The organism is Mesorhizobium sp. M0058 (assembly GCF_040323095.1).
Lineage (GTDB): Bacteria > Pseudomonadota > Alphaproteobacteria > Rhizobiales > Rhizobiaceae > Mesorhizobium.
Genome location: NZ_JAMYUQ010000008.1, coordinates 118667 through 144520, shown reverse-complemented (window position 1 = coordinate 144520; position 25854 = coordinate 118667). Strand labels below are relative to the sequence as shown.

Sequence of the window (25854 nt, the reverse complement as noted above, 5' to 3'; positions counted from 1 at the left end):
CGATCAGCTCTTCAGCTTGGCATTGCAGAGGCTGTAGAAGCCGCCGCCCTTCTGGATCCAGCGCAGGCCATTCAGCGTGTTGGCGTCCTTATTGGCGTAGTAGAGCTCGAGGCAGGTGTGCATGCGGCCCTTGGCCGGCGTCTCGCCGGCGTATTTCTTCGAGATCGCGGCCGGGAACTTCACGCCCTTGGGAGCGGTGACCGAGGGCTTCTCGGGCTCGCTGGTATAGGTCGCCTCGCTCGGAGCGGGCACGGTGTCGTCGTCATCTACGCCTGCGCCGCATTCGGCCTTGCGGAAGTCGTTCCACTTCTTGCCGCCCAGAGTATTGGCAGACTTGGCAGCCTGGTACTTGGCGCTGCAATCGGCCATGCTCAGGCCCTTGCCGCTGCTGTCGGCAGCTGCCTTGGTGGTTGCCTTGGCGGGTGCTGCCGCGGCCGAGGCCCCGGCGGCGCATTCGGTCTTGCGGAAGTCGTTCCACTTCACGCCGTTCAGCGTGCCGGCGGCCTTTGCCGCCTGGTATTTGGTGCTGCATTCCTTGGCCGTCAGGCCCTTGGCGCCATCGTCGGTTGTGGCTGCGGCCTTGGTCGTGGCCTTGGCCGGTTCTGCCGAGGCGGATGCGCCGGCGGCGCATTCGGTCTTGCGGAAGTCGTTCCACTTTGCGCCATTGAGCGTACCGGCGGCCTTGGCAGCCTGGTACTTAGCGCTGCATTCCTTGGCCGTCAGACCCTTGGCGCCGTCATCAGCAGCGGCGGCCTTGGTCGTGTCCGTCTTGGCCGCAGCGGCCTTCTTGGCCGCCGGCTTTGCGGTCTCGGTGGTGGCCGCCGCGTCGGTGCCGCACTCGGCCTTCCGATACTGATTCCAGGTCTGCCCGTTCAGCGTGCCGGCGTCCTTGGCGGCATTATACTTGGTACTACACTGGGCCATGGTCAGCGCGTTGGCGGGCGCCGCCATGAACAAGGTTGCGACGGCAAGACCCGTCAAAGTTGCAAGTCGGTGGATGAGCATGGCGTTCTCCCGTTGCTGCGCCCATAGGTTGTACCTGTGTCAATCAATAGCTCTCAACGCTAGGCTGCGCCAGATGCTAAACGGCGTTCTCCCGATAAGGTGATGGACCCTTGCGATCTGCCCCTCCAACAGTCCGGCTTACCGGCCCAATCTGCGCAGTGTGGCCCAGTGTGAATGCTATATTGCGGCAACACCGTGTCATGATACGCTGCCAACGCTCCGAACAGCCTGCTACAATGATTTTCTAAGAATTGGTAATATACAATCACACAATGTGATAGTCGGGCTCGGACCAATTGTGGCATTACGAGCCGGCTGAAAACCGACGGGGATTCTGGCAAGCATGGCAGGACGTTATTTTGGCACCGACGGCATTCGCGGGCGCGCCAACAAGTTTCCAATGACGGCTGAGATTGCGATGCGGGTCGGCATGGCCGCCGGCCTGTCGTTCCAGCGCGGCAGCCATCGCCACCGCGTCGTGCTCGGCAAGGACACCAGGCTGTCCGGCTACATGATCGAAAACGCCATGGTGTCCGGCCTGTGCGCGGCCGGCATGGATGTGTTCCTGCTCGGCCCGATCCCGACACCGGCGGTCGCCATGCTGGTGCGCTCGCTGCGCGCCGATATCGGCGTCATGATCTCGGCCTCGCACAACCCTTATTACGACAACGGCATCAAGCTGTTCGGTCCCGATGGCTACAAGCTCTCCGACGAGATCGAGGAGCGCATCGAGAGCATGCTCGACAAGGATATCGAACTGGCGCTCGCCGATTCCGACGGGCTCGGCCGCGCCAAGCGCGTCGACGGCGTGCATGACCGCTACATCGAATTCGCCAAGCGCACGCTGCCGCGCTCGATGTCGCTGTCGGGTCTCAGGATCGTCGTCGATTGCGCCAATGGCGCAGCCTACAAGGTGGCGCCTGCCGCACTTTGGGAACTGGGCGCCGAGGTCATTGCCATCAATGTCGATCCGAACGGTTTTAACATCAACAAGGAATGCGGCTCGACCCATCCGGCCGGCCTGCAGAAGAAGGTGCATGAAGTGCGCGCCGATATCGGCATCGCACTCGACGGTGATGCCGACCGTGTCGTCATCGTCGACGAGAACGGCACCATCGTCGACGGTGACCAGATCATGGCGCTGATCGCCGAGTCCTGGCACCAGAGCGGGCGACTGGCCGGCGGCGGCGTCGTCTCGACGGTGATGTCCAATCTCGGCCTCGAACGCTTCCTTGGCGACATGAAGTTGCAGCTGCATCGCACCAAGGTCGGCGACCGCTATGTCGTTGAGCATATGCGCGCGCATGGGTTGAATGTCGGCGGCGAGCAGTCGGGCCACATTGTGCTGTCCGATTTCTCGACCACTGGCGACGGGCTGGTCTCGGCGCTGCAGGTGCTGGCCTGCATCAAGCGGCAGAACCGGCCGGTTAGCGAATTGTCGAAGAAATTCGAGCCGGTGCCGCAGCTGTTGAAGAATGTCCGCATCGCCGGCGGCAAGCCGCTTGAAGAAGCCTTGGTCAAGGCGGCGATCGAAGATGCGCGCAACCGTCTTGGCAAGGCCGGCCGCCTGGTCATACGGCCCTCCGGCACCGAGCCGCTGATCCGCGTCATGGCCGAGGGCGACGACCCACAGCTGGTCGAGGCCGTGGTCAACGACATCGTCGACATCATTTCGGAAACGCGCAGCGCCGCCTGATTGCGCTGCCTCCAACGGCAGGGGCGAACTGCCGGCTCAAGACTTCAAGCCCGCCTGCAGGCGGGCTTTTTGTTTCGGCCAGGGTTGGTCCCAGCGTTATGCCGGCGGAGACTGTTTGCTAAAATGTCGAGAATTCGTGGTTAATCGACAGGGTTAAACGCCTTTTAACTTTTCCACTTCATTATCCACAACTGAGGTCAATCACATTCGGGCAAGTTGGACTTTCCCGACGGTTCTCAGGGGTGACAAACATGTTCAATACAGCAAAAAAGGCCCTCCTTGCCGCGCTGTTCGCAGGTGTGGCCGGGCCAGTATTCGCCGCCGATCTGGCGGAGCCGCCGGTGGTCGAAGAGGCGCCGGCGCCGATCGCCTACGAGCAGCCGGCCGATTTCGGCGGCTGGTACATCCGCGGCGACATCGACTATCATAAATCGGATTTGCGCGGCATCGACTATATCACCTACGGGCCGCCTCCCGGCAGCAATGTTTTCGATTCCGGCGAGCTTAAGGGCGGCTTCTCACTCGGCGCCGGCATTGGCTACAAGATCAACGATCATTTCCGTACCGACCTGACAGCCGACTATTGGTTCGCTTCGGACTTCAACGGATCAACCAACGATGGCGTTACGACCTCCGTCGAAGTGTCGAAAATGAGCGCATTGCTGCTCTTGGCCAACGCCTATTACGATATCGGCACCTGGCACGGCATCACGCCTTATGTTGGCGCTGGCATCGGCGGCGCGCACGTCAAATGGGATACCGTCCACGACCCGAACACAACCGAGACCAACCCCGGGTCGAAGAATTGGCGCTTTGCCTACGCGCTCATGGCCGGCGCGTCCTATTGCCTTACCGACAGGGTGATCCTGGATGCCGGCTATCGCTACTCTCACATTGAGGGGGGCCGCATGTTCGACTTCGACGTGAGCAGTTCCGGGCCCGGCTTCGACCATGGCATCAACACACATGAGGTACGAGGCGGTCTGCGCTATCAGTTCGGCGGCAATAATGGTTGCACATCGCCGGAGCCCTACGTTCCAGAGCCGGAGCCGATCTACACCAAGTAGTCGCTTCGAAATCTAGGAATTCGCGAACCGCCCGGTCTTGCCGGGCGGTTTTCGTTTGCCGATGTTTGCGCGTTTTCAACCGGCCGCGTGTGCCGAAGAAACCCAATCGAAATCAATTCGGTACGCCGCGTTATCCTTAACCCTGACTTAACCACTATGGTTAACAATGCTTGGTGAAACGGCGCTTGCGATCAAAATGACGGGCGCCAATTTCAGGAGCCGGGGACCCATGAATTTCAAATCGCTGACAGCGCCGGCGCTCGCCGCACTCGTCCTTGTGCCGCTGACGCCGGCGCAGGCCGCGGACTACGATCCGCCGATCTATGTCGATCAGGCGCCGGACTATCAACCGGTCGAGGTCGGCTCGGGCTGGTATCTGCGCGGCGACGTCTCTTATCTGGCGCAGAAGAGCTACGAGGATCAGGATTTCACCTTCGCCCCCGCGAGCTTCAGCGAGAAGCAGGATCCGGCCTTTGCCAGCATCGGCTTCGGCTACCACTTCAACGACTATCTGCGCGGCGACGTCAATCTTGGCTATCTGCCCGGCAACAAGATCGGCGTCGGCTTTGACGATTCGGCGACGCCGCCGCCGGGTGGTGCGACCATCGCGTCGGCATCGCTGCAAAATTATTCCCTGTCGGGCATGGTCAATGGCTATGTCGATCTCGGCACTTATGTCGGGATCACGCCCTACCTCGGCGCCGGCATTGGGCTGGTCCGGAGCAAATACAAGCTGTCGGCGAGTTACCTCACCGACAATGTCGACCCTACGGATGATTTCGTCCGGAACGACAACAAGACCCAGTATTCCCTCGCCTACACGCTGGATGCGGGCCTGGCCTATCAGGTGACCAAGAATGTTTCTGTAGATCTCGGCTACCAGTACTTCTCCGCGCCGGATGCCGAATATGTCACGGCCGAGAGCCTGACCTCCTATCCGATCCGCAAGGGCATCAGCAATCATCAGGTCAAGCTCGGCCTGCGCTACGACCTCTGGTAGGAAGCTTGCTGTTCGGAAGCCCAACGGCGGATCTCTTCGATCCGCTGTTTGCGTTTTAGCCCACGACATGCTGATCCCGTATCGCCGGTATCCCGCCAGCGACAAAAACTTTCCTCTTGACGCCTGAGGGCTGAACGCATATCGCCGTCCGTGGGCCACCCCTCCCCAACGAGGGGCCACTATCTGGAAGGATAGACCACGATGACGACGCATACGAAGCCCGGACTCCGTCCGGCAAACCCCAATTTCTCCTCAGGTCCCTGCGCAAAACGCCCCGGCTGGTCGGTCGAGGCGCTGAAGAATGCTGCGCTCGGCCGTTCGCACCGCGCCAAGATCGGCAAGACCAAGCTCGAACAGGCCATCGAGTTGACGCGCGAGATTCTCCAGGTTCCGGCCGATTACCGTATCGGCATCGTGCCGGCGTCGGACACGGGTGCTGTCGAGATGGCGCTGTGGTCGCTGCTCGGTGAACGCGGTGTCGACATGGTGGCATGGGAAAGCTTTGGCTCGGGCTGGGTGACCGATGTCGTCAAGCAGCTGAAGCTCGCCGATATCAGAAAGGTCGAGGCAGGCTATGGCGAACTGCCGGATCTCACCAAGATCGATTTCGACCGCGATGTGGTCTTCACCTGGAACGGCACGACCTCAGGCGTGCGCGTGCCGAATGGCGATTTCATACCGGCGGATCGCAAGGGCCTGACCATCTGCGATGCCACCTCAGCGGCATTCGCGCAAAAGCTCGATTTCCAGAAGCTCGACGTCGTCACCTTCTCCTGGCAGAAAGTGCTGGGCGGCGAGGGCGCACACGGCATGCTGATCCTGTCGCCTCGCGCCGTCGAGCGACTGGAAACCTACAAGCCGGCGTGGCCGCTGCCGAAAATCTTCCGCCTGACCTCGGGCGGCAAGCTGATCGAAGGCATCTTCAACGGCGAGACCATCAACACGCCGTCGATGCTGTGCGTCGAGGACTATCTCGATGCGCTTCATTGGGCGAAGTCGATCGGCGGTCTCGATGCGTTGATTGCCAGAGCCGATGCCAATGCCGCCGTGCTCGATGGCTTTGTCGACAAGTCGTCCTGGCTCGGCCATCTCGCGGTCGATGCGGCGACACGGTCCAACACGTCCGTATGTCTGTCCTTCACCGACGCCGATGTCGCGGCGCTCGACGCCAACGGGCAAGCGGCTTTCGCCAAGGCGATCGTCTCTGTGCTCGACAAGGAAGGCGTCGCGTACGACATCGGCTCCTATCGTGACGCACCTCCCGGTCTGCGCATCTGGTGCGGCGCCACCGTCGAGACCTCCGATCTCGAAGCGCTGCTGCCTTGGCTCGACTGGGCCTTCGCCACGCAGAAGGCTTCGCTGAAGGCCGCAGCCTGAGATTTCGTGGTGGCCTGCGGGCCGCCCTTTCCCGACAATCCAGTTCAAGGAGGCCGCCATGGCGCCCCGCGTTCTCGTCTCTGACAAACTCTCCACCACCGCCGTCCAGATATTCAAGGACCGCGGTATCGAGGTCGACTATTTGCCCGATCTCGGCAAGGACAAGGAAAAGCTGCTCGAAGTCATCGGCCAGTATGATGGCCTTGCCATCCGCTCGGCGACCAAGGTCACGGAAAAACTGATCAACGCAGCGACAAGACTCAAGGTCGTCGGCCGCGCCGGCATCGGTGTCGACAATGTCGACATCCCCGCGGCGAGCCGCAAGGGCATCATCGTGATGAACACGCCCTTCGGCAATTCGATCACCACGGCCGAACATGCGGTGGCGATGATCTTTGCACTCGCCCGGCAGATCCCGGAGGCCAATGCCTCGACCCATGCCGGCAAATGGGAAAAGAACCGCTTCATGGGCGTCGAGATCACCGGCAAGACGCTGGGCGTCATCGGCTGCGGCAATATCGGCTCGATCGTTGCCACGCGCGGCGTCGGCCTGAAGATGCATGTCGTCGCCTTCGATCCGTTCCTGTCGGACAAGCGCGCCGAGGAACTCGGCGTCGACAAGGTCGAGCTGGACGAGCTTTTCGCCCGCGCCGATTTCATCACGCTGCACACGCCGCTGACCGACAAGACGCGCAACATCATCGACGCGGCGGCGATCGCCAAAATGAAGAACGGCGTGCGCATCATCAATTGCGCGCGTGGCGGGCTCATCGTCGAAGCCGACCTGGTCGCGGCGCTGAAGAGCGGCAAGGTGGCGGGCGCCGGCGTCGATGTGTTCGAGGTCGAACCGGCGGAAAACAACGCGCTGTTCGGCATGGAGAATGTGGTGGCAACGCCGCATCTCGGCGCCTCGACAGCGGAAGCGCAGGAAAATGTCGCGCTCCAGGTGGCCGAGCAGATGGCCGACTATCTGATCAAGGGTGCGGTTTCGAATGCCATCAACATGCCCTCGATCACGGCCGAGGAAGCACCGCGGCTAAAGCCGTTCGTCAAGCTCGCCGAAGTGCTCGGCGCCTTTGTCGGCCAGGTCACCGAGGACCCGATCAACGAGGTCGAGATCCTGTTCGACGGCTCGACCGCGACGATGAACACGCGTGCCTTGATCAGTGCCACGCTTGCCGGACTGATCCGGCCGCAGGTCGCCGACGTCAATATGGTGTCGGCGCCGATCATGGTGAAGGAGCGCGGCATCATCGTCGCCGAGGTCAAGCGCGACAAGTCGGGCGTGTTCGACGGCTACATCAAGCTGACGGTGAAGACCGAGCACATGACGCGCTCGATCGCCGGCACCTGCTTCTCCGACGGCAAGCCGCGCTTCATCCAGATCAAGGGCATCAATCTCGACGCCGAGGTCGGCCAGCACATGCTCTACACAACCAATGCCGACGCGCCCGGCATTATCGGCCTGCTCGGCACGGTGTGCGGCGAGAACGGCGTCAACATCGCCAACTTCCAGCTCGGCCGCAACCGGCCGGGCGGCGACGCGATTGCGCTGCTCTATCTCGACGCGCCGTTCCCGGAAAAAGTGCTGGAACAGGTCAAGGCGCACAAGTCCATCGACTCGGCCAAGCGGCTGCAGTTCGACATCAACGCAATGTAGTTGACGGCGTGGCGGATGCGGCGGTCCTCCCCCCATCGTTGGGGCGGCCGTCGCAGAGGCCGGTTCAGGTCAATTCGTCTGAGCCGTCGGAGACGCCCACGCGATGCCGATAGACCAATTCCCAGCCCTTCCAGCCTGTAAACAGCAGGACCAGAACCACGATCAGCGACAAGATAAAGCCGGTCGGAATCACGGCCGCCGCTCCACCGACATAACGCGAGTACCAGTTATAAAGCTCGATCAGCACGACGAGCACGTTGCCGCCGGCATGGAGCCATGCCGTCGTGAGATTGCGGATCTGAACATCGCCGAGGACATCCGTCAGGCCGGTAAGAGCGGCCAAGGCGCCCATGATCAGGCCGGCGCCGAGAAGCCAAAGCGATCCGCTGACCCACCCGGGATCGGCTGTTTGCCAGAAAATCAGATCGCAAACGAAGGTGCCGACAAAGAAGGCGATCGGAAACGGAATCAGCATTGGATGAATGGGGTGACCGGCAATGCTTGCTGTGCTGCGAGGGTTATGGCTCATCTTGTTGCCTCCCACGCAAGCAAACTCCGCCAGAGGTAAAATGTTCCAGGTCGGCGCGCGGCAGCAGTTATCGCGACGGCGGCGCAGCGCGGCAGCGGCCAAATGTCATCCGCAGCGGTTCGGTGCCGACATCTTGCGCCCGCTGTATTCGGCGAGCGAAATGCCGCCCAGCACCAGGGCAAGCGCCAGCGCCTGGTAGAGCTGGAATGTCTCGCCGACGATCAGCACTGACAGCAGCGTGCCGAAGATCGGCACCAGATTGATGAACAGCCCGGCACGGTTGGCGCCGATCAGTTCGTTGCCCCTGATGTAAGTGATCTGCGAAATGACCGAAGCGCCGATCGCGGTATAGACGATGACCACCCAGCCGCTGATATCGGGGACGATAACCTTGCCGGCGGCGACCTCCCACAGGAAGAACGGCAGCGAGGTGATGAGGGCAGCGATCGCCAGGGACAACATCAGGCTCTGCCAGCGCATCACCGGCTTCAGCCGCAGCCCGACCGAATAACCGCTGTAGAGGACGACCGCGACCAGCATGATGGCGTCGCCGAAATTGAGTTCCAATGTGAGCAGCCGGCGCGGATCGCCGTGGCAGGCAGTCAAGATGACGCCGAAGATGGTCAGCACCACGCCCGCAATCTGCGCCCAGCTCACGCGCAGGCGGAAGAAGAAGAAATTGGCAATGATGATCAAGACCGGCATCGCCGCCTGTTCGATCGAGACATTGATCGCCGTCGTGTAGTTGAGCGCGGTGTAGAAAATGGTGTTGAATAGAGTGAAGCCGCTGGCGCCAAGTGCAGCCAGGACGAACCAGTGTTTGCGCACCACCGGCCAGTCCTCCCTGATCGTGCGCCAGCCGATCGGCAGCAGGATCGCGACGGCCAGCACCCAGCGCAGGAAGACCAGCGTCATCGGCGAGACGTGACCGACCGCCAGCTTGCCGGCGACGGAATTGCCGCCCCACAGCAAGGTGGTCAGCAGCAGGAACAGGTAGGCGCGTCGATGCATGCGGGATTCCGGCCGCCTGGGAAGTTGTGTTTGCCGGCCTATTGCCCCCGCCGACGCAAGTAAATGATGTCAAAGCCGAAAATTGTTGTGCCTCAGGGCATTTTCGACGGCAAAGAAAGGTCGCGCTTGCGAGGTCTTGACGCTATAGAGGCCTGTCGTTTCGAACCATATCCAGGCCGCCAGGGCGGCATCTCAAGGGAAAAGAAACATGGCCAATGTGGTGGTCGTCGGCTCGCAATGGGGCGACGAAGGCAAGGGCAAGATCGTCGACTGGTTGTCGGAGCGCGCCGACGTGGTCGTGCGCTTCCAGGGCGGCCACAATGCCGGCCATACGCTGGTCGTCGACGGCAAGGTCTACAAACTGTCGCTGCTGCCGTCGGGCGTGGTGCGGCAAGGCAAGCTGTCGATCATCGGCAATGGCGTCGTCTTCGACCCGCACGCCTTTGTCGCGGAAGTGGCAAAACTCAAGGCGCAAGGCGTCGAGGTCACGCCGGACCGCCTGAAAATAGCCGAAAACACCGCGCTTATCCTGTCGCTGCACCGGGAGCTGGACGGATTCCGCGAGGACGCCGCCTCCAATTCCGGGACGAAAATTGGCACGACGCGTCGTGGCATCGGCCCCGCCTATGAGGACAAGGTGGGCCGGCGCGCGGTTCGGGTGATGGATCTGGCGGATTTGGAAACGCTGCCCCTCAAGGTCGACAGGCTGCTGACGCATCACAATGCGCTGCGTCGCGGGCTTGGCCATGGCGAAGTCACGCATGAGGCGATCATGACCGAGCTGACCTCGGTCGCCGATGAGATCCTGCCCTATATGGACCGCGTCTGGAAAATCCTCGACGACAAGCGCCGCGCCGGCGAACGCATCCTGTTCGAGGGCGCGCAAGGCACGCTGCTCGACATCGACCACGGCACATATCCGTTCGTCACCTCGTCCAACACCGTTGCCGGCCAGGCAGCCGCCGGCTCGGGGGTGGGCCCCGGCGCCATCGGCTATGTCCTGGGCATCACCAAGGCCTATACGACGCGTGTCGGCGAAGGCCCGTTCCCGACCGAGCAGAAGAACGAGATCGGCGAATTTCTCGGTACGCGTGGCCACGAATTCGGCGTCGTCACCGGGCGCAAACGCCGTTGCGGCTGGTTCGACGCCGTGCTGGTGCGCCAGGCCGTCGCCGTCAACGGTATCAAGGGCATCGCCCTGACCAAGCTCGACGTGCTCGACGGGCTGGATGAGATCAAGGTTTGCACCGGCTACCGTCTCGACGGCGAAACGATCGACTATCTGCCGGCCAGCCAGGGCGCGCAGGCGCGTGTCGAGCCGGTCTACGAGACGCTCGAAGGCTGGAAAGGCACCACCGCCGGCGCGCGCAGCTGGAACGACCTTCCGGCGCAGGCCGTTAAATACGTCCGTTACATCGAGGAGCTGATCGGCGCACCCGTCGCGCTCCTTTCCACCAGCCCGGAACGGGACGACACGATACTTGTGACCGATCCGTTTCAAGACTAGTTTTCTGAAGCCTTTCCGGGCATCGCGGCCGATTTGCGGGGGCCGGCGCGGAAACAAATACAGGTCGACTGAAGCATGGCAGATTTCGTTGCTATTCTGAAAAAGGCGCTCGACAAGCACGGCGACGAAACGCCCGAAAAGCGTACGCGGATCTATGAAAGCGTTCGTACCATGCTGGCGAAGAAGCTTGCGGAGTATTCGCCGCCGCTGGCCACGGAAGCCATAAGCACGCAGAAGCGATCCCTGGAAGATGCCATCTCGAGCGTCGAGCGCGACTATGCCAGGGCGGTGCCGGCATCCGATCCGCTGGCGGAGCTGGAGCACATCTTCTCCTCCATCGACCGCAACAAGAACCAGTCCAGTCATGTAAAGCCTTCCGCCACGCCTGCGCCGGCCTGGCAGCCGGCGAAACCGGTGCAGCCGGCGCCGACCGCCAGGACAGAGCCGAGCTGGCAGAGGCCCGCGCCGACACCGCCGTCGCCTGCGGCGCGTGCAGAAACCATCGACAAGCAAGCCGTGGAGCTGGACGCCGACGACGACAGCGCCGATGTGTTCGCCAATGACGAGCAGCCGGTCGCGGACACGTTCCAGCGCCTGCGCCCAGCCGAGCGCAGGCGCAGCTATGGCGGGTTGATCGCGGCTGTCGTCGCGCTTCTAGTGGTCGCCGGCGGCGGCTATGGCATCTGGCTGAACAAGGATGCCTTTGGCTCGATGCTGGGCCTCGGCGGCGACACCAAGACGGTCTCGACCGAACCGCTGGTAAAGCCGGCGCCGGCCAAGCCCGCGGCCGATGCACCGGCACCGGCCGCTGCCGGCGAGGGAACGAAGTTCACCCAGCGCCTGTCGCCCGAAGGCGGTGAAACCGACCCCGGTCCCGCGGCCGGTCAAAGCGGCATCGGCGAGGGCGAGTCCGTCGCCGCGCTGACCACACCGCCCCCCCCGGCTCCAGCGCCACCTGCGGCTCCAGCGCCTGCGACCCCGCCGGCCGGCGACGCCGCAGCCACGGGCGCGCCCGCCACGCCGGCGCCCGACGCTTCCGCCACGCCACCGGCAACGCCGCCCGCCGATGGCGTCGCACCGCCGGCCAATGGGGCAGCACCGGCTGATGCCGCCGCCACGCCGCCCGCTGCGCCGGCGGCCGCCGCTCCCGCGCCGACCGTTGCGGTCGGCCAGAAGGCGATCTTCTACGAGGAACGCACCTCGACCGCGCAAGGTTCGGCCGAACCCGGCAGCATCGTCTGGTCGCTGGTGCAGGAATCGCCCGGCGGCGACCTGCCGCCCGAGCCGGCGATCCGCGCCGAGGCGACCATTCCCGGCAAGGACATCCAGCTGCGCATGACCATCCGCCGCAATACCGACCAGACGCTGCCGGCCAGCCACATCATCGAGATGATCTTCCTGACGCCCGAGGGCTTTGACGGCGGTGGCGTCGACAACATCCTGCGCGTCGCCATGAAGAGTTCGGAACAGGATGCCGGCAGCCCGCTGATCGGCATTCCGGCCAAGATCGCCGACGGCTTCTTCCTGGTGGCGCTCAACGACACCAAGGCCGACGAGGACGCCAATATGACCTTGCTTCGAGGCCAGGACTGGATCGACGTGCCGGTGGTCTACAAGACCGGACGCCGGGCGCTGCTGACCATGGAAAAGGGCATTCCGGGCGAGAAGGTGTTCGACGAGGCGCTGAAGGCCTGGCAGGCCAAGACGGCAGGTTGACGGGCGGCAGTAGCGGCTGCCTTCGCTCAGAAGCCCTGGAACAGCATGTCGAGGGCGGCGACGATGTCGTCGTGATGTCTAGAAAGGTTTCCCTCTGGCATCCGCAATTCGGACGCGCTGAAGGCCGACACAAACTGTGTGACCATCACAAGATCTTTGCCGTTTATAGCGAAGGTCGGGTTCAGGCGGCGGCCAGGAAGCGGGGCAATCTCGGGCGGCATCAAAGGAACGACCACCCTCGTGCTCAGCCCTTCAAGCATATCTGACTGCACGTCGAGAAGATAACCGTCGCTCTCGGTACTCCGATAGAAATCGTAACGCGCCATCAGAACGGCCGGTGTTTAGCCAATGGCAGTCCGTTCTTTCGGACATATTCGTTGGAGCTTTCGATGGCTTCCCTGTTTTCTTCTTGCCATCGACGCGTTTTCTCCGCCGCAATCGCTTTCGCGATCCCTGCTTCGGCAGCGCGGGAGATGTTGATGCCCAACGCTTTGGCGTCCTTGATCAACTGAGAGTCAATGGACGTGTTGACAGAGGTCCGCTGAGTTTTTGGCGTCGATTGAAGCACGGAGATGCCTCCTTTCATGCGCACAATATACGCGCATAAAAGACCGCAGGCAATGCTACCCCTCCATCTCCTCACGCAGCATTTCCAGTTCCAGCCACTCTTCCTCGAGTGCGGCCAGCGTGGCGCGTTCCTTGTCGAGGGCGGCGATGGTCTTTTGGAACGAGGCCGGGTCGCGCTCGTAATAGGCGGGATCGGCGATGTTGTTTTCCAAACGCGAGATCGAGGCCATTACCGCCTCGATCTTCTTGGGCAGCGATTCCAGGGCGAATTTCTGCTTGAACGACAGTTTCTTCGACGGCCCTTTTGGCGCTGCCGGCTCGCTCTTGCCCGGCGCCGGCGCATCGCTGGCTTCGGCCTTGGCGCGCGCCTTGCGGTCGTCGAGCCGGGTGCCGCCGCGCTGCGCCAGCATGTCGGAATAGCCACCGGCATATTCGATCCAGCGGCCGCCTCCGTCCGGGGCGATGATGCTGGTGACGGTGCGGTCGAGGAAGTCGCGGTCGTGGCTGACCAGGATGACCGTGCCGGCAAAGCCGGCGACAAGTTCCTGCAACAGTTCCAGCGTCTCCATGTCGAGATCGTTGGTCGGCTCGTCGAGCACCAGAAGGTTGGCCGGCCGCGCCAGAACACGCGCCAGGAGCAGCCGCGCCCGTTCGCCGCCGGACAGCTCGCGCACCGGGGTGCGCGCCTGTTCCGGCTTGAACAGGAAATCCTTCATGTAGGACACGACATGGCGCTGCTCGCCATTGATGACGAGGTTTTCGCCGCGCCCGTCCGTGAGATACTGCGCCAGGGTCTCGGCCGGATCGACCGCCTCGCGCTTCTGGTCGAGCGTGGCGATTTCCAGATTGGTGCCGAGCCGCACCGAGCCGGCATCGGGCTTCATCTCGCCGGTGAGCATCTTCAACAGCGTCGTCTTGCCGGCGCCGTTCGGCCCGACAAGGCCGACGCGATCGCCGCGCTGGATGCGGGTCGAGAAGCCCTTGACCACGGTCAGGTCGCCAAAACTCTTCTCGATGTTCTTGGCCTCGATCACCAGCTTGCCGGATTCGGCGGCGTCGCTGGCCACCATGGTCGCCGAGCCCTCGGCGCCGCGATGGCCGCGAAAACGCTGGCGCATGGTCTGCAGTTCGCCCAGGCGGCGCATGTTGCGTTTGCGGCGAGCCGTCACGCCATAGCGCAGCCAATGCTCCTCGCGCACGATCTGGCGGCCGAGCTTGTGCTGTTCGCGCTCTTCCTCTTCCAGCACAAGGTCGCGCCATTCCTCGAAATGGCCAAAGCCCTTGTCGAGGCGGCGGGTCTGGCCACGGTCGAGCCAGACAGTGGCGCGCGAGACGCGTTCGAGGAAGCGACGGTCGTGCGAGATGACGATCAGCGCCGAAGACGTCCGGACAAGCTCTTCTTCCAGCCATTCGATGACCGACAAATCGAGATGGTTCGTCGGCTCATCAAGCAGCAGAATATCGGGTTCGGGCGCCATGACGCGGGCAAGTGCTGCGCGGCGCGCCTCGCCGCCGGAGAGATCGTTGGGGTTCTCCGTGCCGGCGAGGCCGAGATGCTCCATCAGATATGTGGCGCGGTAGGGATCGTCGGCAGGCCCAAGCCCGGCCTCGACATAGGCGCGCACATTGGCAAAGCCGTCCATGTCGGGCATTTGCGGGAGATAGCGCACCGTTGCCGAAGGCTGGCGGAAGACCTCGCCGTCTTGCGGCTCGATCAGACCAGCAGCAATCTTCAGGAGCGTCGACTTGCCGGAGCCGTTGCGGCCGACGAGCGCGATCTTGTCACCGGCGGACGCCGTCAGTTCGGCGCCATCGAGCAGCGGCGTGCCGCCAAAGGTCAGTCTTATGCCGTCGAGGTTGAGAAGGGGCGGGGCCATGTCAGCTTTCAGGCAAGGGGTAGGGGTGGGCGAGCAGCAGCGCGCGGCCATGGCCGAGCGCGATTTCGAGGCCGCCCCCGGTCGTGTTGGACTTGACCTCGTTCGAGATGGTCAGCGACGAGCCGAACACGACCTCGACATGGTCGAGCGGCCACTTCGCGCCGGACACGGTGAGGCCCGAAAGATCGGAAAAGCCGAGCACCGAAAACAGCGTTCCGTCGGCATAGTCGAAGCCGGCCTTGCCAGGCAGCAGAGGGGCGCCTTCCTGCGCTCCGCTGGTCAACAGCAATTTTGTGCCGGCCTCGGCCAGCCGCAGGCTGAGCGCCAGATGGAGGAAGGCGTGGTCGGCGCGCTTGCCGCCGAAAGCGCCGGCCAGCACCAGGCTGGTGGCGCCGCGTTCCAATGCCGCCGCGATCGCCAGTTCGCCATCGGTCTTGTCCTTTTCGGGAGGAAACACCTCCCGCGGCACGGCGGCGAGATCGGCAGGCAGGTCCGCCGGCACGGAATCGAAATCGCCGACCCACAGCTCCGGCATCACGCCGAGCAGGCGGGCATGATCGATGCCGGCGTCGGCGGCGATGACGCGCGTGCCCGCGACCTGGCGGTCGAGCCGCGGCGTGCGGACGAGATCGCCGCCAAGCAGGATGGTGAATGTGCTCATATCCGCTGGCCCTTACCAGCCCCGCCGACGAAACGGAAGGCCGAGCGGCACCGTCACTCTTTGTTGGAGCATGATCTTTTTCCGGAAACGGATTCCACTTTCCGGGATCACGCTCGGGCAAACTTCCACTTGCGTGGCACCTTGGCCGGGCCTATGTGTCGAAACGCTCTAACGGGGTGCCGGACGCGATCTTCGCGGACCGGCTGAGAGGCAGTCTCGCCAACCCGCTGAACCTGATCCGGTTTGTACCGGCGGAGGGATTAGACGCTTCGGACAGCCCGACGCCTCAATTCCTTTCAACACGAATGAAGGAGGCGCCGATGCGCATTTTTTTGTCCCGTCTTGTCCCAGCGCTTGGGCTTGCTGTTTCGCTACTGGCAAGCCCTGCGTGCGCGCAGGAAAAACTCACGATCTATACCTATGAGAGTTTCACTGCCGACTGGGGTCCAGGCCCCCAGGTGAAGAAGGAATTCGAGGCCGAGTGTGGCTGCAGCGTCGACTTCGTCTCGGTGGCCGACGGCGTCGCGCTGCTCAATCGCGTCAAGCTCGAAGGTGCGTCGACCAAAGCCGATATCGTGCTTGGCCTCGACACCAACCTCACCGCGGAAGCCAAGGCTTCCGGCCTGTTTGTCCCACATGGCGCGGTGGCTGAAAACAACGTGCCGGGCGGCTGGAGCGACGACACTTTCGTGCCCTACGATTATGGCTATTTCGCCGTCGTCTACGACACCGAGAAGCTGAAGAACCCACCGAAGAGCCTGAAGGAATTGGTCGAGGGCGATGCCGCCGACAAGATCGTCATCCAGGATCCGAGGACGTCGACGCCGGGCCTTGGCCTGCTGCTGTGGGTTAAGTCGGTCTATGGCGACAAGGCGCCGGAAGCCTGGGCGAAACTCAAGGGCAAAGTGCTGACGGTGACGCCGGGCTGGAGCGAGGCCTACGGCCTGTTCACCAAGGGCGAGGCGCCGATGGTGCTTTCCTATACGACGTCGCCGGCCTACCACATGGTGGCGGAGAACACCGGGCGCTACCAGGCGGCCTCGTTCGAGGAAGGCGAGTATCTGCAGATCGAGGTCGCCGGCATCACCACCACGGGCGCGAAGAATCCGCTGGCGGCGAAGTTCCTGGCCTTCATGACCGGGCCGAAATTCCAGGATGTCATTCCGGAGACCAACTGGATGTTCCCGGCCGGGAAAACCGACAAGCCGCTCAATCCGGCTTTTGATAGGCTGGTCAAGCCGGCGAAGACCTTGCTGTTCAGCCCGGAAGAGGTCGCGGCAAATCGCAAGGCCTGGGTGGATGAATGGCTGGCGGTGATGAGCAAGTAGATTTGGCTGTATAGTCAAAAGATGAGTGCTCTACGGCGCCCCCCTCTGTCCTGCCGGACATCTCCCCCACGAGGGGGGAGATTGGCCTTTACGTTGACTTTCGCCAATCTCCGAAGCTGCAGGAATGAGCGGAGCGCTAAAACCGCCAATCTCCCCCCTCGTGGGGGAGATGTCCGGCAGGACAGAGGGGGGCGCGAAGGAACGCGACGCCCGGTAAAGAGTGCAACGCTCTGACCCCCGCATCACGGCCGGCATTGTCGCGCTTGCGGCAATCGCGCTGCTGATCGGTGGCGCCTTCGCCGGCCTTATCCGCGAAGGCGCGCACGACCTTTCCGGCGCCGCGTCCGCCTTTGACCTCTATCTCCTGCGCGTTGTCCGCTTCACGCTCTGGCAGGCTGCGCTCTCGACTCTGCTTTCCGCCGTACCGGCGCTCTTCGTCGCCCGGGCGCTGTCGCGGCATCCGCGCTTCTTCGGACGCGGCTTCATCCTGCAGCTATTCACTGTGCCCCTTGCCTTGCCGGCAATTGTCGGAGCGCTGGGAATACTGGCGCTCTATGGCCGCGCCGGTTATTTCGCCGCGATCGGTGGCCAGAGCTGGCCCGACATCTATGGGCTGTCGGGCATCCTCGTCGCCCACGTCTTCTTCAACCTGCCGCTGGCCACCCGGCTGTTCCTCGAAGCGCTGGGAACGGTGCCGGCCGATCAATGGCGGCTGGCGAGCCAGCTCGGCATGGGGGCGAGGCCAGCCTTCCGGCTGATCGAGTGGCCGGTGCTGCGCGCCGCGCTGCCGGGCGTCGCCGGGCTTGTCTTCATGCTTTGCATCACCTCCTTCACCATCGTCCTGATCCTCGGCGGCGGGCCGGCGGCGACGACGCTGGAAGTCGCCATCTATCAGGCGCTGCGTTTCGACTTCGATCCGGCGCGAGCGGTGACGCTGACGGTGCTACAGATCGCGCTGACTTTCGCCGTCATGCTGGCGCTGACGCGGCTCGGCGCCAATGTGACCGGCGACGCCAATTTGCCTGTCGCGCCGCGCCGCTATCACTTGGCCGGCAAAGCAGAAACAGCGTTCAACGCCGTCCTGATCGTGCTCGCCTTGCTGTTCGTCGCCGGACCAATGGCGGCCACCGTCGCGTCCGGCCTCGGCGCCGATCTCGGCCGGCTGGCGGGCGAGAGTGCCGTGCGTCAGGCGACCCTGACCAGCGCCGGTCTCGCCCTCTCGGCGGCGCTACTTTCGGTGGCGCTGTCGCTGTCGCTGATCATGGCTCGGCGGGCACTGTCGCTGCGCCGCCGGTCCAGTGCCCGTTCATTGCTCGAACATGCCACCGACACCGGCGCCGGCTTCGTCCTCGTCGTGCCGCCCATTGTCATCGGCGCCGGCTGGTTTCTCCTGCTGCGCACGGTCAGCGATGTCTTTGCCATCGCGCCGGTCATGGTCGTCATCGTCAATGCGGTGATGGCGATGCCCTTTGCCATCCGCGCGATGCGCCCGGCCTATGATGCGGCGAGCGAGCGCCACGAAAAGCTGTGCGCGCAGCTCGGCATTGCGGGCTGGAACCGGCTGCTTCTGGTCGACTGGCCATCGCTCCGGCGGCCGCTGGCCACCGGCTTTGCCTTCGCCATGGCACTGTCGCTCGGCGATCTCGGCGTCATCGCGCTGTTCGGCAGCGATTCGGTACAGACCTTGCCCTATCTCCTGCTGGCGCGCATGGGCAGCTATCGCACGGCCGATGCTGCCGGGCTGGCTTTGCTGCTCGGGGCGGTCTGCCTTGCATTGGTGGTCGCGGCAGACTGGCTGGGACGGGGAGAGAGATCGTGACGTCCGCTGTGGAGAAAGGCACGACTGTCCGGCTGGACAAGGTCTCGTTCAGCTATGGCGAAACGTCATTCCTGTTCGATGTCGAATTCCATACATCTAAGATCACCGCCATCATGGGGGCAAGTGGTTCGGGCAAATCGACCTTGCTCAATCTGGTGGCTGGTTTCGAGACGCCGGAGTCCGGTCGTGTGCTGATCGGCGGCGCCGATGTCGGCGCCGAGCCGCCTTCGGCGCGGCCGGTGTCGATGGTATTCCAGGAAAACAATCTGTTTGCTCATCTCTCGGTGGAGAAGAATGTCGGGCTCGGCCGCTCGCCATCGCTCAACCTGACCGACGCCGATCGCGCCGCAATCGCCGAGGCGCTTGACCGCGTCGGCCTGGCCGGCAAGGAGATGCGCCTGCCGCGCGAACTCTCCGGCGGCGAAAGGCAGCGCGTAGCGCTCGCCCGCGTTCTGGTGCGCGACCGGCCAGTGCTGCTGCTCGACGAGCCGTTCGCTTCGCTCGGGCCAGCACTGCGCGACGACATGCTCGACCTGGTGGCCGGCGTTCATGCCGAGCGGGCGATGACGGTGCTGTTCGTCACGCATCAGCCGGAAGACGCTCGCCGTATCGGCGAGCAGATGGTTTTTCTGGACAATGGCAGGGTTGCCGCGACGGGACCTGCCGCCGATTTTTTCGACGGCACTGGCCCTGAAGCGTTTCGGCGCTATATCGGCGCAAGTTCGGGCGGATCACGCGATATTGCCCGGAAGCGGACATAATTTACGACCAAACCGGCTACAGGTGATGTGGCGCTTGCTTGCCATGGTCCAGCTGATGTGGCTAGGTCCGCTTAGTACTGGTCCGGCACGAGCCGTGATTTGCCCCCTACAGCGCCGCATCCGGCCGGATGCGTAAACGCTGTAGGTTTTTTGATGTGTGCAGGATTGCCAACGAAAACCGATTTTTCGCTGGCGCGGACCCCGGTCCAAATCATGCGCCGAGAGCTGAAGGAACGCCGTGCTGCCGACCGGCACTGACACTTTGAAACGCAGACCGCTGGTGCGCTTCCTCGCGCTGGCCGGCCTTGCCGTGGCGCTGGCCAGCTGCCAGATGTTCACGCCTCCCGAAGTGCAGGAATCTGGCTTCCAGCCTTCCGACAAGCCGATCACGGTCGACAATGTCGCCGCCAACAGCAAGCTTGCCGAACTGGCGAAGGCACAGCATCCGCGCATCCTTGCCACCTATGGCGGCGAATATTCCGATCCCAAGCTCGAGCGCATGGTGGCCAAGGTTGTCGGCAGCCTGACCGTGGTGTCGGCCAATCCGACCCAGACCTATCGCATCACCATCCTCAATTCGCCAAACGTCAACGCTTTCGCGCTGCCGGGCGGCTATCTCTACGTCACCCGCGGCCTGCTGGCGCTGGCCAATGATTCGGCCGAACTCGCCGCCGTCATCGCGCATGAGATGGGCCACGTCACCGCCAATCACGGTCTGCAGCGACAGCAGCTCGAGGCCGAGGAAGGCCTGGCGACCAAGGTGGTCTCCGATGTGCTGGGCGACAGTCCGACCGCCAAGCAGGCATTGATCCGCGGCAAGCTGAGGCTGGCGCAGTTCTCGCGCAACCAGGAGCTGGAGGCAGACGCGATCGGCATCAAATCGATCGGCGAGGCGGGTTACGATCCCTATGCCGCCGGGCGTTTCCTGCAGTCGATGTCGGCCTATACCGATTTCCGCTCGATCAGCGGCGCCACCGACGCCAGCCTCGACTTCCTGGCTACGCACCCCAACACGCCGCAGCGAATTGATCTGGCGCAGCGCCACGCCCGCCAGTTCGGCGCGCCGGGCATCGGCACCCGCGACCGCGATTCCTTCCTGGCCGGGATAGACGGCCTGCTCTATGGCGACACGCCGGAAGAGGGCTATGTGCGCGGCCAGACCTTCCTGCATCCGGGCCTCGGCGTTTCGTTCACGGTGCCCGACGGCTTCATCATCGACAATTCGGCGGCGGCGGTGACGGCGACCGGTCCCGGCGACATGGCGATCCGCTTCGACGGTGTGTCGATCGACAAGGATCGTGCGCTGACCGACTACATCAGAAGCGGCTGGGTGGCCGGTCTCGACGAGACCAGTGTGCGCCAGGAGACGATCGACGGCAACGAGGCGGCGACAGCGCACGCCGGCGCCGATGGCTGGCAGTTCGACATTGCGGTGATCCGCGCCGGCGGCCAAGTCTACCGGCTTTTGACAGCGGCCCCCTCGGCCAGCACGACACTCGATCCGGTGGCACGCTCGGTCAGCGGTTCGTTCCGCGTGCTCAGCCCCGCCGAGAAAGCGGCACTGAAGCCGCTGCATATCCGCGTCGTCACGGTACAGGCCGGGCAGACGATGGGCACACTTTCGGCGCAGATGGTCGGCGTCGACCGCAAGCTCGATCTGTTCCGCGTGCTCAACGCGATGTCGCCGGGCGCCTCGGTTTCGGCCGGCGACAAGGTCAAGATCGTCACGGACAGATAGCGCCGGTCTTCGTCAGAAACCCCAGCCTTCGTAGTGCTTTTTTCTGAGATAACTTTTCTGAGATAACTCGGGGCGGTACCCCTGTTCCTGGCAATCTCACGCTGCCATGAATTCGGGGTTCTGCTTGACCAGCGCGAGCTTGAGCTTTTCCATGGCGCGGGCTTCGATCTGGCGGACACGCTCCTTGGAAATGCCGAGCGTCTCGCCGAGCGCCTCAAGCGTCGCACCTTCGTCTGTCAGCCGACGCTCCTCGATGATCCTGAGTTCGCGGGCATTGAGCGCGCGGAGCGCCGTCTTCAGCCACATCAGGCGCCGTTCGACGTCGATGGTGTCGCCGGCGACCTCGTCAGGCAATGGATCGTCCGAAATCAGGAAGTCCATCCGCTCGGTGGTACCGGCCTCATCGGCGAGCGGTGCGTTGAGCGAAGAGTCAGGTGCTGAAAGCCTGGAATCCATCTTCTCGACATCGGCCTCGGAGACGCCGAGGGCTACCGAGACTTCGCGGTAAAGCGTGGCGTTGGAGATCGGCTCGGCGCCATTGGCAAGACGGGCGCGCAGGCGCCGCAGGTTGAAGAACAGCGCCTTTTGCGCCGAAGAGGTGCCGCCGCGAACGATCGACCAGTTGCGCAGGATGTAGTCCTGCATCGAAGCGCGGATCCACCATGTCGCATAGGTCGAGAAGCGCACCTCGCGCTCCGGCTCGAAACGCGCGGCTGCTTCCAGCAGCCCGACATGGCCCTCCTGGACCAGATCGCCGAGCGGCAGGCCGTAATGTCGGAATTTCGAAGCCATGGAGATGACCAGCCGCATATGGGCGACGGTAATCTGATGCAGCGCCTGCTGATCCTGGTCTTCCTTCCAGCGCAAGGCGAGAACATGTTCCTCATCGCGCTCGAGGTAAGGGGCTTTCATTGCCGTGCGGACCATGGTCCGTCCTGCCGTGTCTTCGATCATGCCGCGCTCCTGCTCCCGGACATTTTCGGACGACCTGGCGGCCGTTATCTCTGTTTGACGCAATTCCGAAGGAAACCGCTTTCCCACTTTCCTGGAATTGCTTCGGGCCTAGCGCAGCCAAGGGTTCTTGAAATGGAAACGCGGCGCCCTACAACAAGCCATGAACGTGCCATACCGGGGATTGGTTCCGCCGCCGAGGGCGGTTGTTTTGTGCGGTCCGACAGGGCGCATCGACACCGCAGATCGGGACTATTGGCACCGATCCGAGCTGCTGTGAGAATCTGATTTCTGGATCGCCGTTTTTTTGAAATCTGGTTCCTTATTTTGCTGCGCTGTATCTGTCAGTTTCCGGCTCTCACAAGCGCCGGACACCGGCCAAGGACGGGATCACACAGAAATGAAATGGCTCAATTCGCTCATCGTCGCCGGAACGCTTCAGGTTCTGGCTGTTACATCAGGCCATGCCGGCGCCAATCTTGACCAGATCAAGCAGGCCGGCACCCTCAAAGTCGGCACCGAAGGCACCTATGCGCCCTTCACCTATCATGATGCTTCCGGCGCGCTGGTCGGCTTCGACGTCGAGATCGCCAAGGCGATCGGCGACAAGCTCGGCGTCAAGGTCGAGTTCCTCGAAGGCAAATGGGACGGGCTGATCGCCGGCCTCGACGCCAACCGCTACGACGCCGTGATCAACGAGGTCGGCATCACCGACGCGCGCAAGGCCAAGTACGATTTCTCCGATCCTTACATCGCCTCCAAGGCCGTGCTGATCGTGCGCGGCGACAACACCGACATCAAGACCTTCGCCGACCTCAAGGGCAAGAAGTCGGCACAGTCGTTGACATCGAATTTCGGCAAGCTCGCCGAGACCAACGGCGCCGAACTCGTCGGCACCGACGGCTTCGACCAGTCGATCCAGCTGCTGCTCACCGGCCGCGCCGACGCCACCATCAATGACAGCCTGTCTTTCCTCGACTTCAAGAAGCACAAGCCGGACGCCAATGTGAAGATCGCCGCGCAGGAAGAGAACGCCGACTATTCCGGCGTCATCGTGCGCAAGGGTGATCCGGAGCTGGTCGCGGCGATCAACAAGGCGCTGGCCGACATCAAGGCCGACGGCACCTACAAGAGGATCGCCGATACTTATTTCGGCCAGGATGTCTCGCAGTAAAGACCATCTCCCGGCGGTTTGCCGGCAATGACAAATAGCGGCGGGCCGTCTTTGACGGCTCGCCGTTTTTCGCATGATATGAGAAGCACACAATCGCACTGCCGTCACCGCGGCGGTCTGTGAAGGAGGAGCCGTTCGTGCCGCACTGGCTACACCTGATGCTGGACTCGTTGCCGACACTGCTGTGGGCGGCGTTGATCTTCACCGTACCGCTGACATTGCTATCGTTCGCACTCGGCCTGTTCGTCGGCCTGGTTGTCGCCCTGGTGCGGCTGTTCGGCCCCAAGCCTCTGGTTGCCGTGGTCCGCTTCTATGTCTGGATCTTTCGCGGCACGCCGCTTCTGGTGCAGCTGTTCCTGATCTTTTACGGCCTGCCTTCGGTCGGCATATTGCTGGATGCTTTTCCGGCGGCGCTGATTGGCTTCACCCTCAACATAGGCGCCTACAGTTCGGAAATTATCCGCGCCGTGATCGGCTCGGTGCCGAAGGGCCAGTGGGAAGCGGCCTATTCGATCGGCATGACCTGGAGCCAGGCGATGCGGCGCACCATCCTGCCGCAAGCCGGCCGCGTCGCCGTGCCGCCGCTGTCCAACACCTTCATCTCGCTGGTCAAGGATACGTCGCTGGCCGCCGCCATCACCGTGCCGGAGATGTTCCAGGCGGCGCAGCGCATCGTCGCCACCACCTATGAACCGCTGATCCTCTATGTCGAGGCGGCGATCCTTTATCTGGCGATGAGCTCGGTGCTTTCGGCCTTGCAGACGCGGCTGGAGGAGCGGCTCAACCGCTATGGCGGCTTCCTGGAGGCGCGCTCATGATCGGCCTCACCGATATCGAAAAGCGCTTCGGCGACAATCTGGTGCTGAAGGGCGTGACTGTCACCATTGCCGAAGGCAGCGTCACTGCGCTTGTCGGCCCCTCCGGCGGCGGCAAGAGCACACTGCTGCGCTGCATCAACCTGTTGGAGATCCCGACCTCGGGCATGGTGCGCATCGGCGACGAGACGCTGGAATTCCGTCCCGGCGTCAAGATCCCCAGCCGCGACATCCAGCGCCTGCGGCTGCAGACCGGCATGGTGTTCCAGAATTTCCAGCTGTTCCCGCATCGCACCGCGATCGAGAACGTCATGGAAGGCCTGGTGACGGTGCTGAAATGGCCGACGGCAAAGGCGCGCGAGCGGGCACTGGCGCTGCTCGAGAAGGTCGGCATGGCGCACAAGGCGGACGATTGGCCGGCAACGCTGTCGGGCGGCCAGCAGCAGCGTGTGGCCATCGCCCGCGCCCTGGCGCCGTCGCCCAAGGTTCTGCTCTGCGACGAGCCGACCTCGGCGCTCGATCCGGAACTGGCGCAGGAAGTGGTCGACGTGCTCGGAAAGCTCGCCAGCGAAGGCACCACCATGGTGATGGCCACGCACGACCTTCGCCTTGCCTCCAAGATCGCGCAGGAGGTGGTGTTCCTCGATGCTGGTGTCGTCGTCGAGAAGGGGCCGTCCACCGTGGTGTTCAGCAATCCGGAGCGGGAACGGACCAAGCGTTTTATCGCGACGCTGAAGCAGGAGGCGGAGAAGGAAGCCGGCGGCTGAGCCTTCTACCTCCCCCTTGTGGGGAGGTCGGACGGAAGGTCCGGGGCGGGTCGTCCCCATCCTCGCTGCTTCGCAGCGACCTGCCTGGGCGAGCCGCGGGTCTCGCACGTCCTTACAAGGGGAGGGTAAAAACAAAAACCCGTCACAAGGCCGGGTTTTTCATGAATTCGACGGTGAAAGCGATCAGGCAGCTTCTTCCTGCTCGGCTTCCTCATTGTCGGCCTTGGCGCCGCGCTTCGGGCCCTTGTTGAGGTTGACCTCGATCAGGCGCACGGCTTCGGTTTCCGACATGCGGTTGACTGCCGCGATCTCGCGCGCCATGCGGTCGAGTGCCGCCTCATAGAGCTGACGCTCGGAATAGGACTGTTCCGGCTGGTTGTCGGCACGGTAGAGGTCGCGCACGACTTCCGAGATCGAGATCAGGTCGCCCGAATTGATCTTGGCATCATACTCCTGCGCACGGCGCGACCACATGGTGCGCTTGACGCGGGCGCGGCCCTGCACGACCTTCAGCGCGCGCTCGACATAATCCTCTTCCGACAGCTTGCGCATGCCGATGGAGGTCGCCTTGGCGACCGGAACCTTCAGGCGCATCTTGTCCTTCTGGAAGTCGATGACGAACAGTTCCAGCTTGTGGCCCGCAACTTCCTGCTCGTCGATCGAGACGATCTGGCCGACGCCGTGTGCCGGATAGACGATGTACTCGCCGGTCTTGAAACCGTGGCGTGCCGAGGTGGACTTCTTCTGCGGGGTGATCGTTGCCATTACGCCCTGAACTCCTTGTTGTGGCACCGGCGGCCTGCCGGTCCGAACGCATGCGACCGGGGA

Annotated in this window: 23 protein-coding genes and 1 riboswitch; of the genes, 14 read left to right on the top strand and 9 right to left on the bottom strand. The window is 63.2% G+C overall.

The window, feature by feature from the left end; genetic code table 11:
* Positions 1-3: 3 nt before the first annotated feature.
* Entirely contained in the window at positions 4-1005 is a 1002-nt protein-coding gene (locus tag NKJ75_RS15565) for a hypothetical protein (RefSeq protein ID WP_352499914.1), read from the bottom strand.
* 343 nt (positions 1006-1348) lie between these two features.
* Between NKJ75_RS15565 and glmM the strand changes: the two genes are divergently transcribed.
* From glmM to serA, 5 genes are all read left to right on the top strand, one after another.
* The gene (gene glmM, locus NKJ75_RS15560) at positions 1349-2701 is read left to right on the top strand and encodes a phosphoglucosamine mutase (protein ID WP_023704880.1); all 1353 of its coding nucleotides are present in this window, start codon (positions 1349-1351) and stop codon (positions 2699-2701) included.
* Positions 2702-2952: 251 nt separating this feature from the next.
* Positions 2953-3768, top strand: coding sequence for an outer membrane protein (locus NKJ75_RS15555; protein ID WP_023684191.1), 816 nt, complete (start codon positions 2953-2955; stop codon positions 3766-3768).
* Between the two features lie 229 nt (positions 3769-3997).
* The gene (locus tag NKJ75_RS15550) at positions 3998-4768 is read left to right on the top strand and encodes an outer membrane protein (RefSeq protein ID WP_352499913.1); all 771 of its coding nucleotides are present in this window, start codon (positions 3998-4000) and stop codon (positions 4766-4768) included.
* Between the two features lie 201 nt (positions 4769-4969).
* Entirely contained in the window at positions 4970-6145 is a 1176-nt protein-coding gene (locus NKJ75_RS15545) for a phosphoserine transaminase (RefSeq protein WP_023737853.1), read from the top strand.
* Between the two features lie 58 nt (positions 6146-6203).
* On the top strand, positions 6204-7805 hold the full coding sequence (gene serA, locus NKJ75_RS15540; RefSeq protein WP_352499912.1) for a phosphoglycerate dehydrogenase: 1602 nt from the start codon (positions 6204-6206) through the stop codon (positions 7803-7805).
* A gap of 64 nt (positions 7806-7869) precedes the next feature.
* On the opposite strand, the gene NKJ75_RS15535 is transcribed toward serA, so the two are convergent.
* Together NKJ75_RS15535 and NKJ75_RS15530 are read right to left on the bottom strand one after the other, a co-directional pair.
* Entirely contained in the window at positions 7870-8334 is a 465-nt protein-coding gene (locus NKJ75_RS15535; RefSeq protein ID WP_023747277.1) for a DUF2231 domain-containing protein, read from the bottom strand.
* A 105-nt stretch (positions 8335-8439) separates the two neighbouring features.
* Positions 8440-9345, bottom strand: a complete 906-nt coding sequence (locus tag NKJ75_RS15530; RefSeq protein ID WP_352499911.1) for a DMT family transporter — start codon at positions 9343-9345, stop codon at positions 8440-8442.
* A 208-nt stretch (positions 9346-9553) separates the two neighbouring features.
* On the opposite strand from NKJ75_RS15530, the gene NKJ75_RS15525 reads away from it, so the two are divergent.
* The gene (locus tag NKJ75_RS15525; protein WP_023684197.1) at positions 9554-10852 is read left to right on the top strand and encodes an adenylosuccinate synthase; all 1299 of its coding nucleotides are present in this window, start codon (positions 9554-9556) and stop codon (positions 10850-10852) included.
* A 75-nt stretch (positions 10853-10927) separates the two neighbouring features.
* Positions 10928-12568 carry a hypothetical protein gene (locus NKJ75_RS15520; RefSeq protein ID WP_286440138.1) on the top strand — a complete coding sequence of 547 codons (1641 nt, stop codon included), beginning with the start codon at positions 10928-10930 and terminating at the stop codon, positions 12566-12568.
* Positions 12569-12594: 26 nt separating this feature from the next.
* On the opposite strand, the gene NKJ75_RS15515 is transcribed toward NKJ75_RS15520, so the two are convergent.
* From NKJ75_RS15515 to NKJ75_RS15500, 4 genes are read right to left on the bottom strand one after another with little or no spacing between them, the layout of a single operon-like run.
* A complete protein-coding gene (locus NKJ75_RS15515) occupies positions 12595-12894 on the bottom strand; it encodes a CcdB family protein (protein ID WP_023673676.1) in 300 nt (99 codons plus the stop codon).
* Entirely contained in the window at positions 12894-13136 is a 243-nt protein-coding gene (locus NKJ75_RS15510) for a type II toxin-antitoxin system CcdA family antitoxin (RefSeq protein ID WP_023693600.1), read from the bottom strand. Before NKJ75_RS15510 ends, NKJ75_RS15515 begins: the two co-directional genes overlap by 1 nt.
* Positions 13137-13191: 55 nt before the next feature.
* Positions 13192-15012, bottom strand: coding sequence for an ABC-F family ATP-binding cassette domain-containing protein (locus tag NKJ75_RS15505; RefSeq protein WP_023690493.1), 1821 nt, complete (start codon positions 15010-15012; stop codon positions 13192-13194).
* A 1-nt stretch (position 15013) separates the two neighbouring features.
* Positions 15014-15673: a thiamine diphosphokinase gene (locus tag NKJ75_RS15500; protein WP_023690494.1), complete on the bottom strand. Its 660-nt coding sequence runs from the start codon at positions 15671-15673 to the stop codon at positions 15014-15016.
* A 162-nt stretch (positions 15674-15835) separates the two neighbouring features.
* Positions 15836-15950: riboswitch (TPP riboswitch) on the top strand.
* 43 nt (positions 15951-15993) lie between these two features.
* Here NKJ75_RS15500 and thiB point away from each other — a divergent pair.
* From thiB to NKJ75_RS15480, 4 genes are all read left to right on the top strand, one after another.
* On the top strand, positions 15994-17001 hold the full coding sequence (gene thiB / locus NKJ75_RS15495; protein ID WP_023737345.1) for a thiamine ABC transporter substrate binding subunit: 1008 nt from the start codon (positions 15994-15996) through the stop codon (positions 16999-17001).
* Positions 17002-17221: 220 nt separating this feature from the next.
* On the top strand, positions 17222-18820 hold the full coding sequence (gene thiP, locus NKJ75_RS15490; RefSeq protein WP_023737346.1) for a thiamine/thiamine pyrophosphate ABC transporter permease: 1599 nt from the start codon (positions 17222-17224) through the stop codon (positions 18818-18820).
* Positions 18817-19581, top strand: a complete 765-nt coding sequence (gene thiQ, locus NKJ75_RS15485; RefSeq protein ID WP_023835385.1) for a thiamine ABC transporter ATP-binding protein — start codon at positions 18817-18819, stop codon at positions 19579-19581. Before thiP ends, thiQ begins: the two co-directional genes overlap by 4 nt.
* Before the next feature lie 331 nt (positions 19582-19912).
* Complete coding sequence (locus NKJ75_RS15480; RefSeq protein WP_245260366.1) at positions 19913-21319, top strand: M48 family metalloprotease; 1407 nt, start codon at positions 19913-19915, stop codon at positions 21317-21319.
* Between the two features lie 96 nt (positions 21320-21415).
* On the opposite strand, the gene NKJ75_RS15475 is transcribed toward NKJ75_RS15480, so the two are convergent.
* Positions 21416-22273, bottom strand: coding sequence for an RNA polymerase factor sigma-32 (locus tag NKJ75_RS15475; protein WP_023693606.1), 858 nt, complete (start codon positions 22271-22273; stop codon positions 21416-21418).
* A gap of 397 nt (positions 22274-22670) precedes the next feature.
* On the opposite strand from NKJ75_RS15475, the gene NKJ75_RS15470 reads away from it, so the two are divergent.
* From NKJ75_RS15470 to NKJ75_RS15460, 3 genes are all read left to right on the top strand, one after another.
* Positions 22671-23444, top strand: coding sequence for an amino acid ABC transporter substrate-binding protein (locus NKJ75_RS15470; protein WP_023707253.1), 774 nt, complete (start codon positions 22671-22673; stop codon positions 23442-23444).
* A 137-nt stretch (positions 23445-23581) separates the two neighbouring features.
* Complete coding sequence (locus NKJ75_RS15465; RefSeq protein WP_023693608.1) at positions 23582-24262, top strand: amino acid ABC transporter permease; 681 nt, start codon at positions 23582-23584, stop codon at positions 24260-24262.
* On the top strand, positions 24259-25026 hold the full coding sequence (locus tag NKJ75_RS15460; protein WP_023743355.1) for an amino acid ABC transporter ATP-binding protein: 768 nt from the start codon (positions 24259-24261) through the stop codon (positions 25024-25026). The genes NKJ75_RS15465 and NKJ75_RS15460 overlap by 4 nt, the downstream gene beginning before the upstream one ends.
* Positions 25027-25209: 183 nt before the next feature.
* On the opposite strand, the gene NKJ75_RS15455 is transcribed toward NKJ75_RS15460, so the two are convergent.
* Entirely contained in the window at positions 25210-25791 is a 582-nt protein-coding gene (locus tag NKJ75_RS15455; protein WP_023673664.1) for a CarD family transcriptional regulator, read from the bottom strand.
* Positions 25792-25854 lie beyond the last annotated feature (63 nt).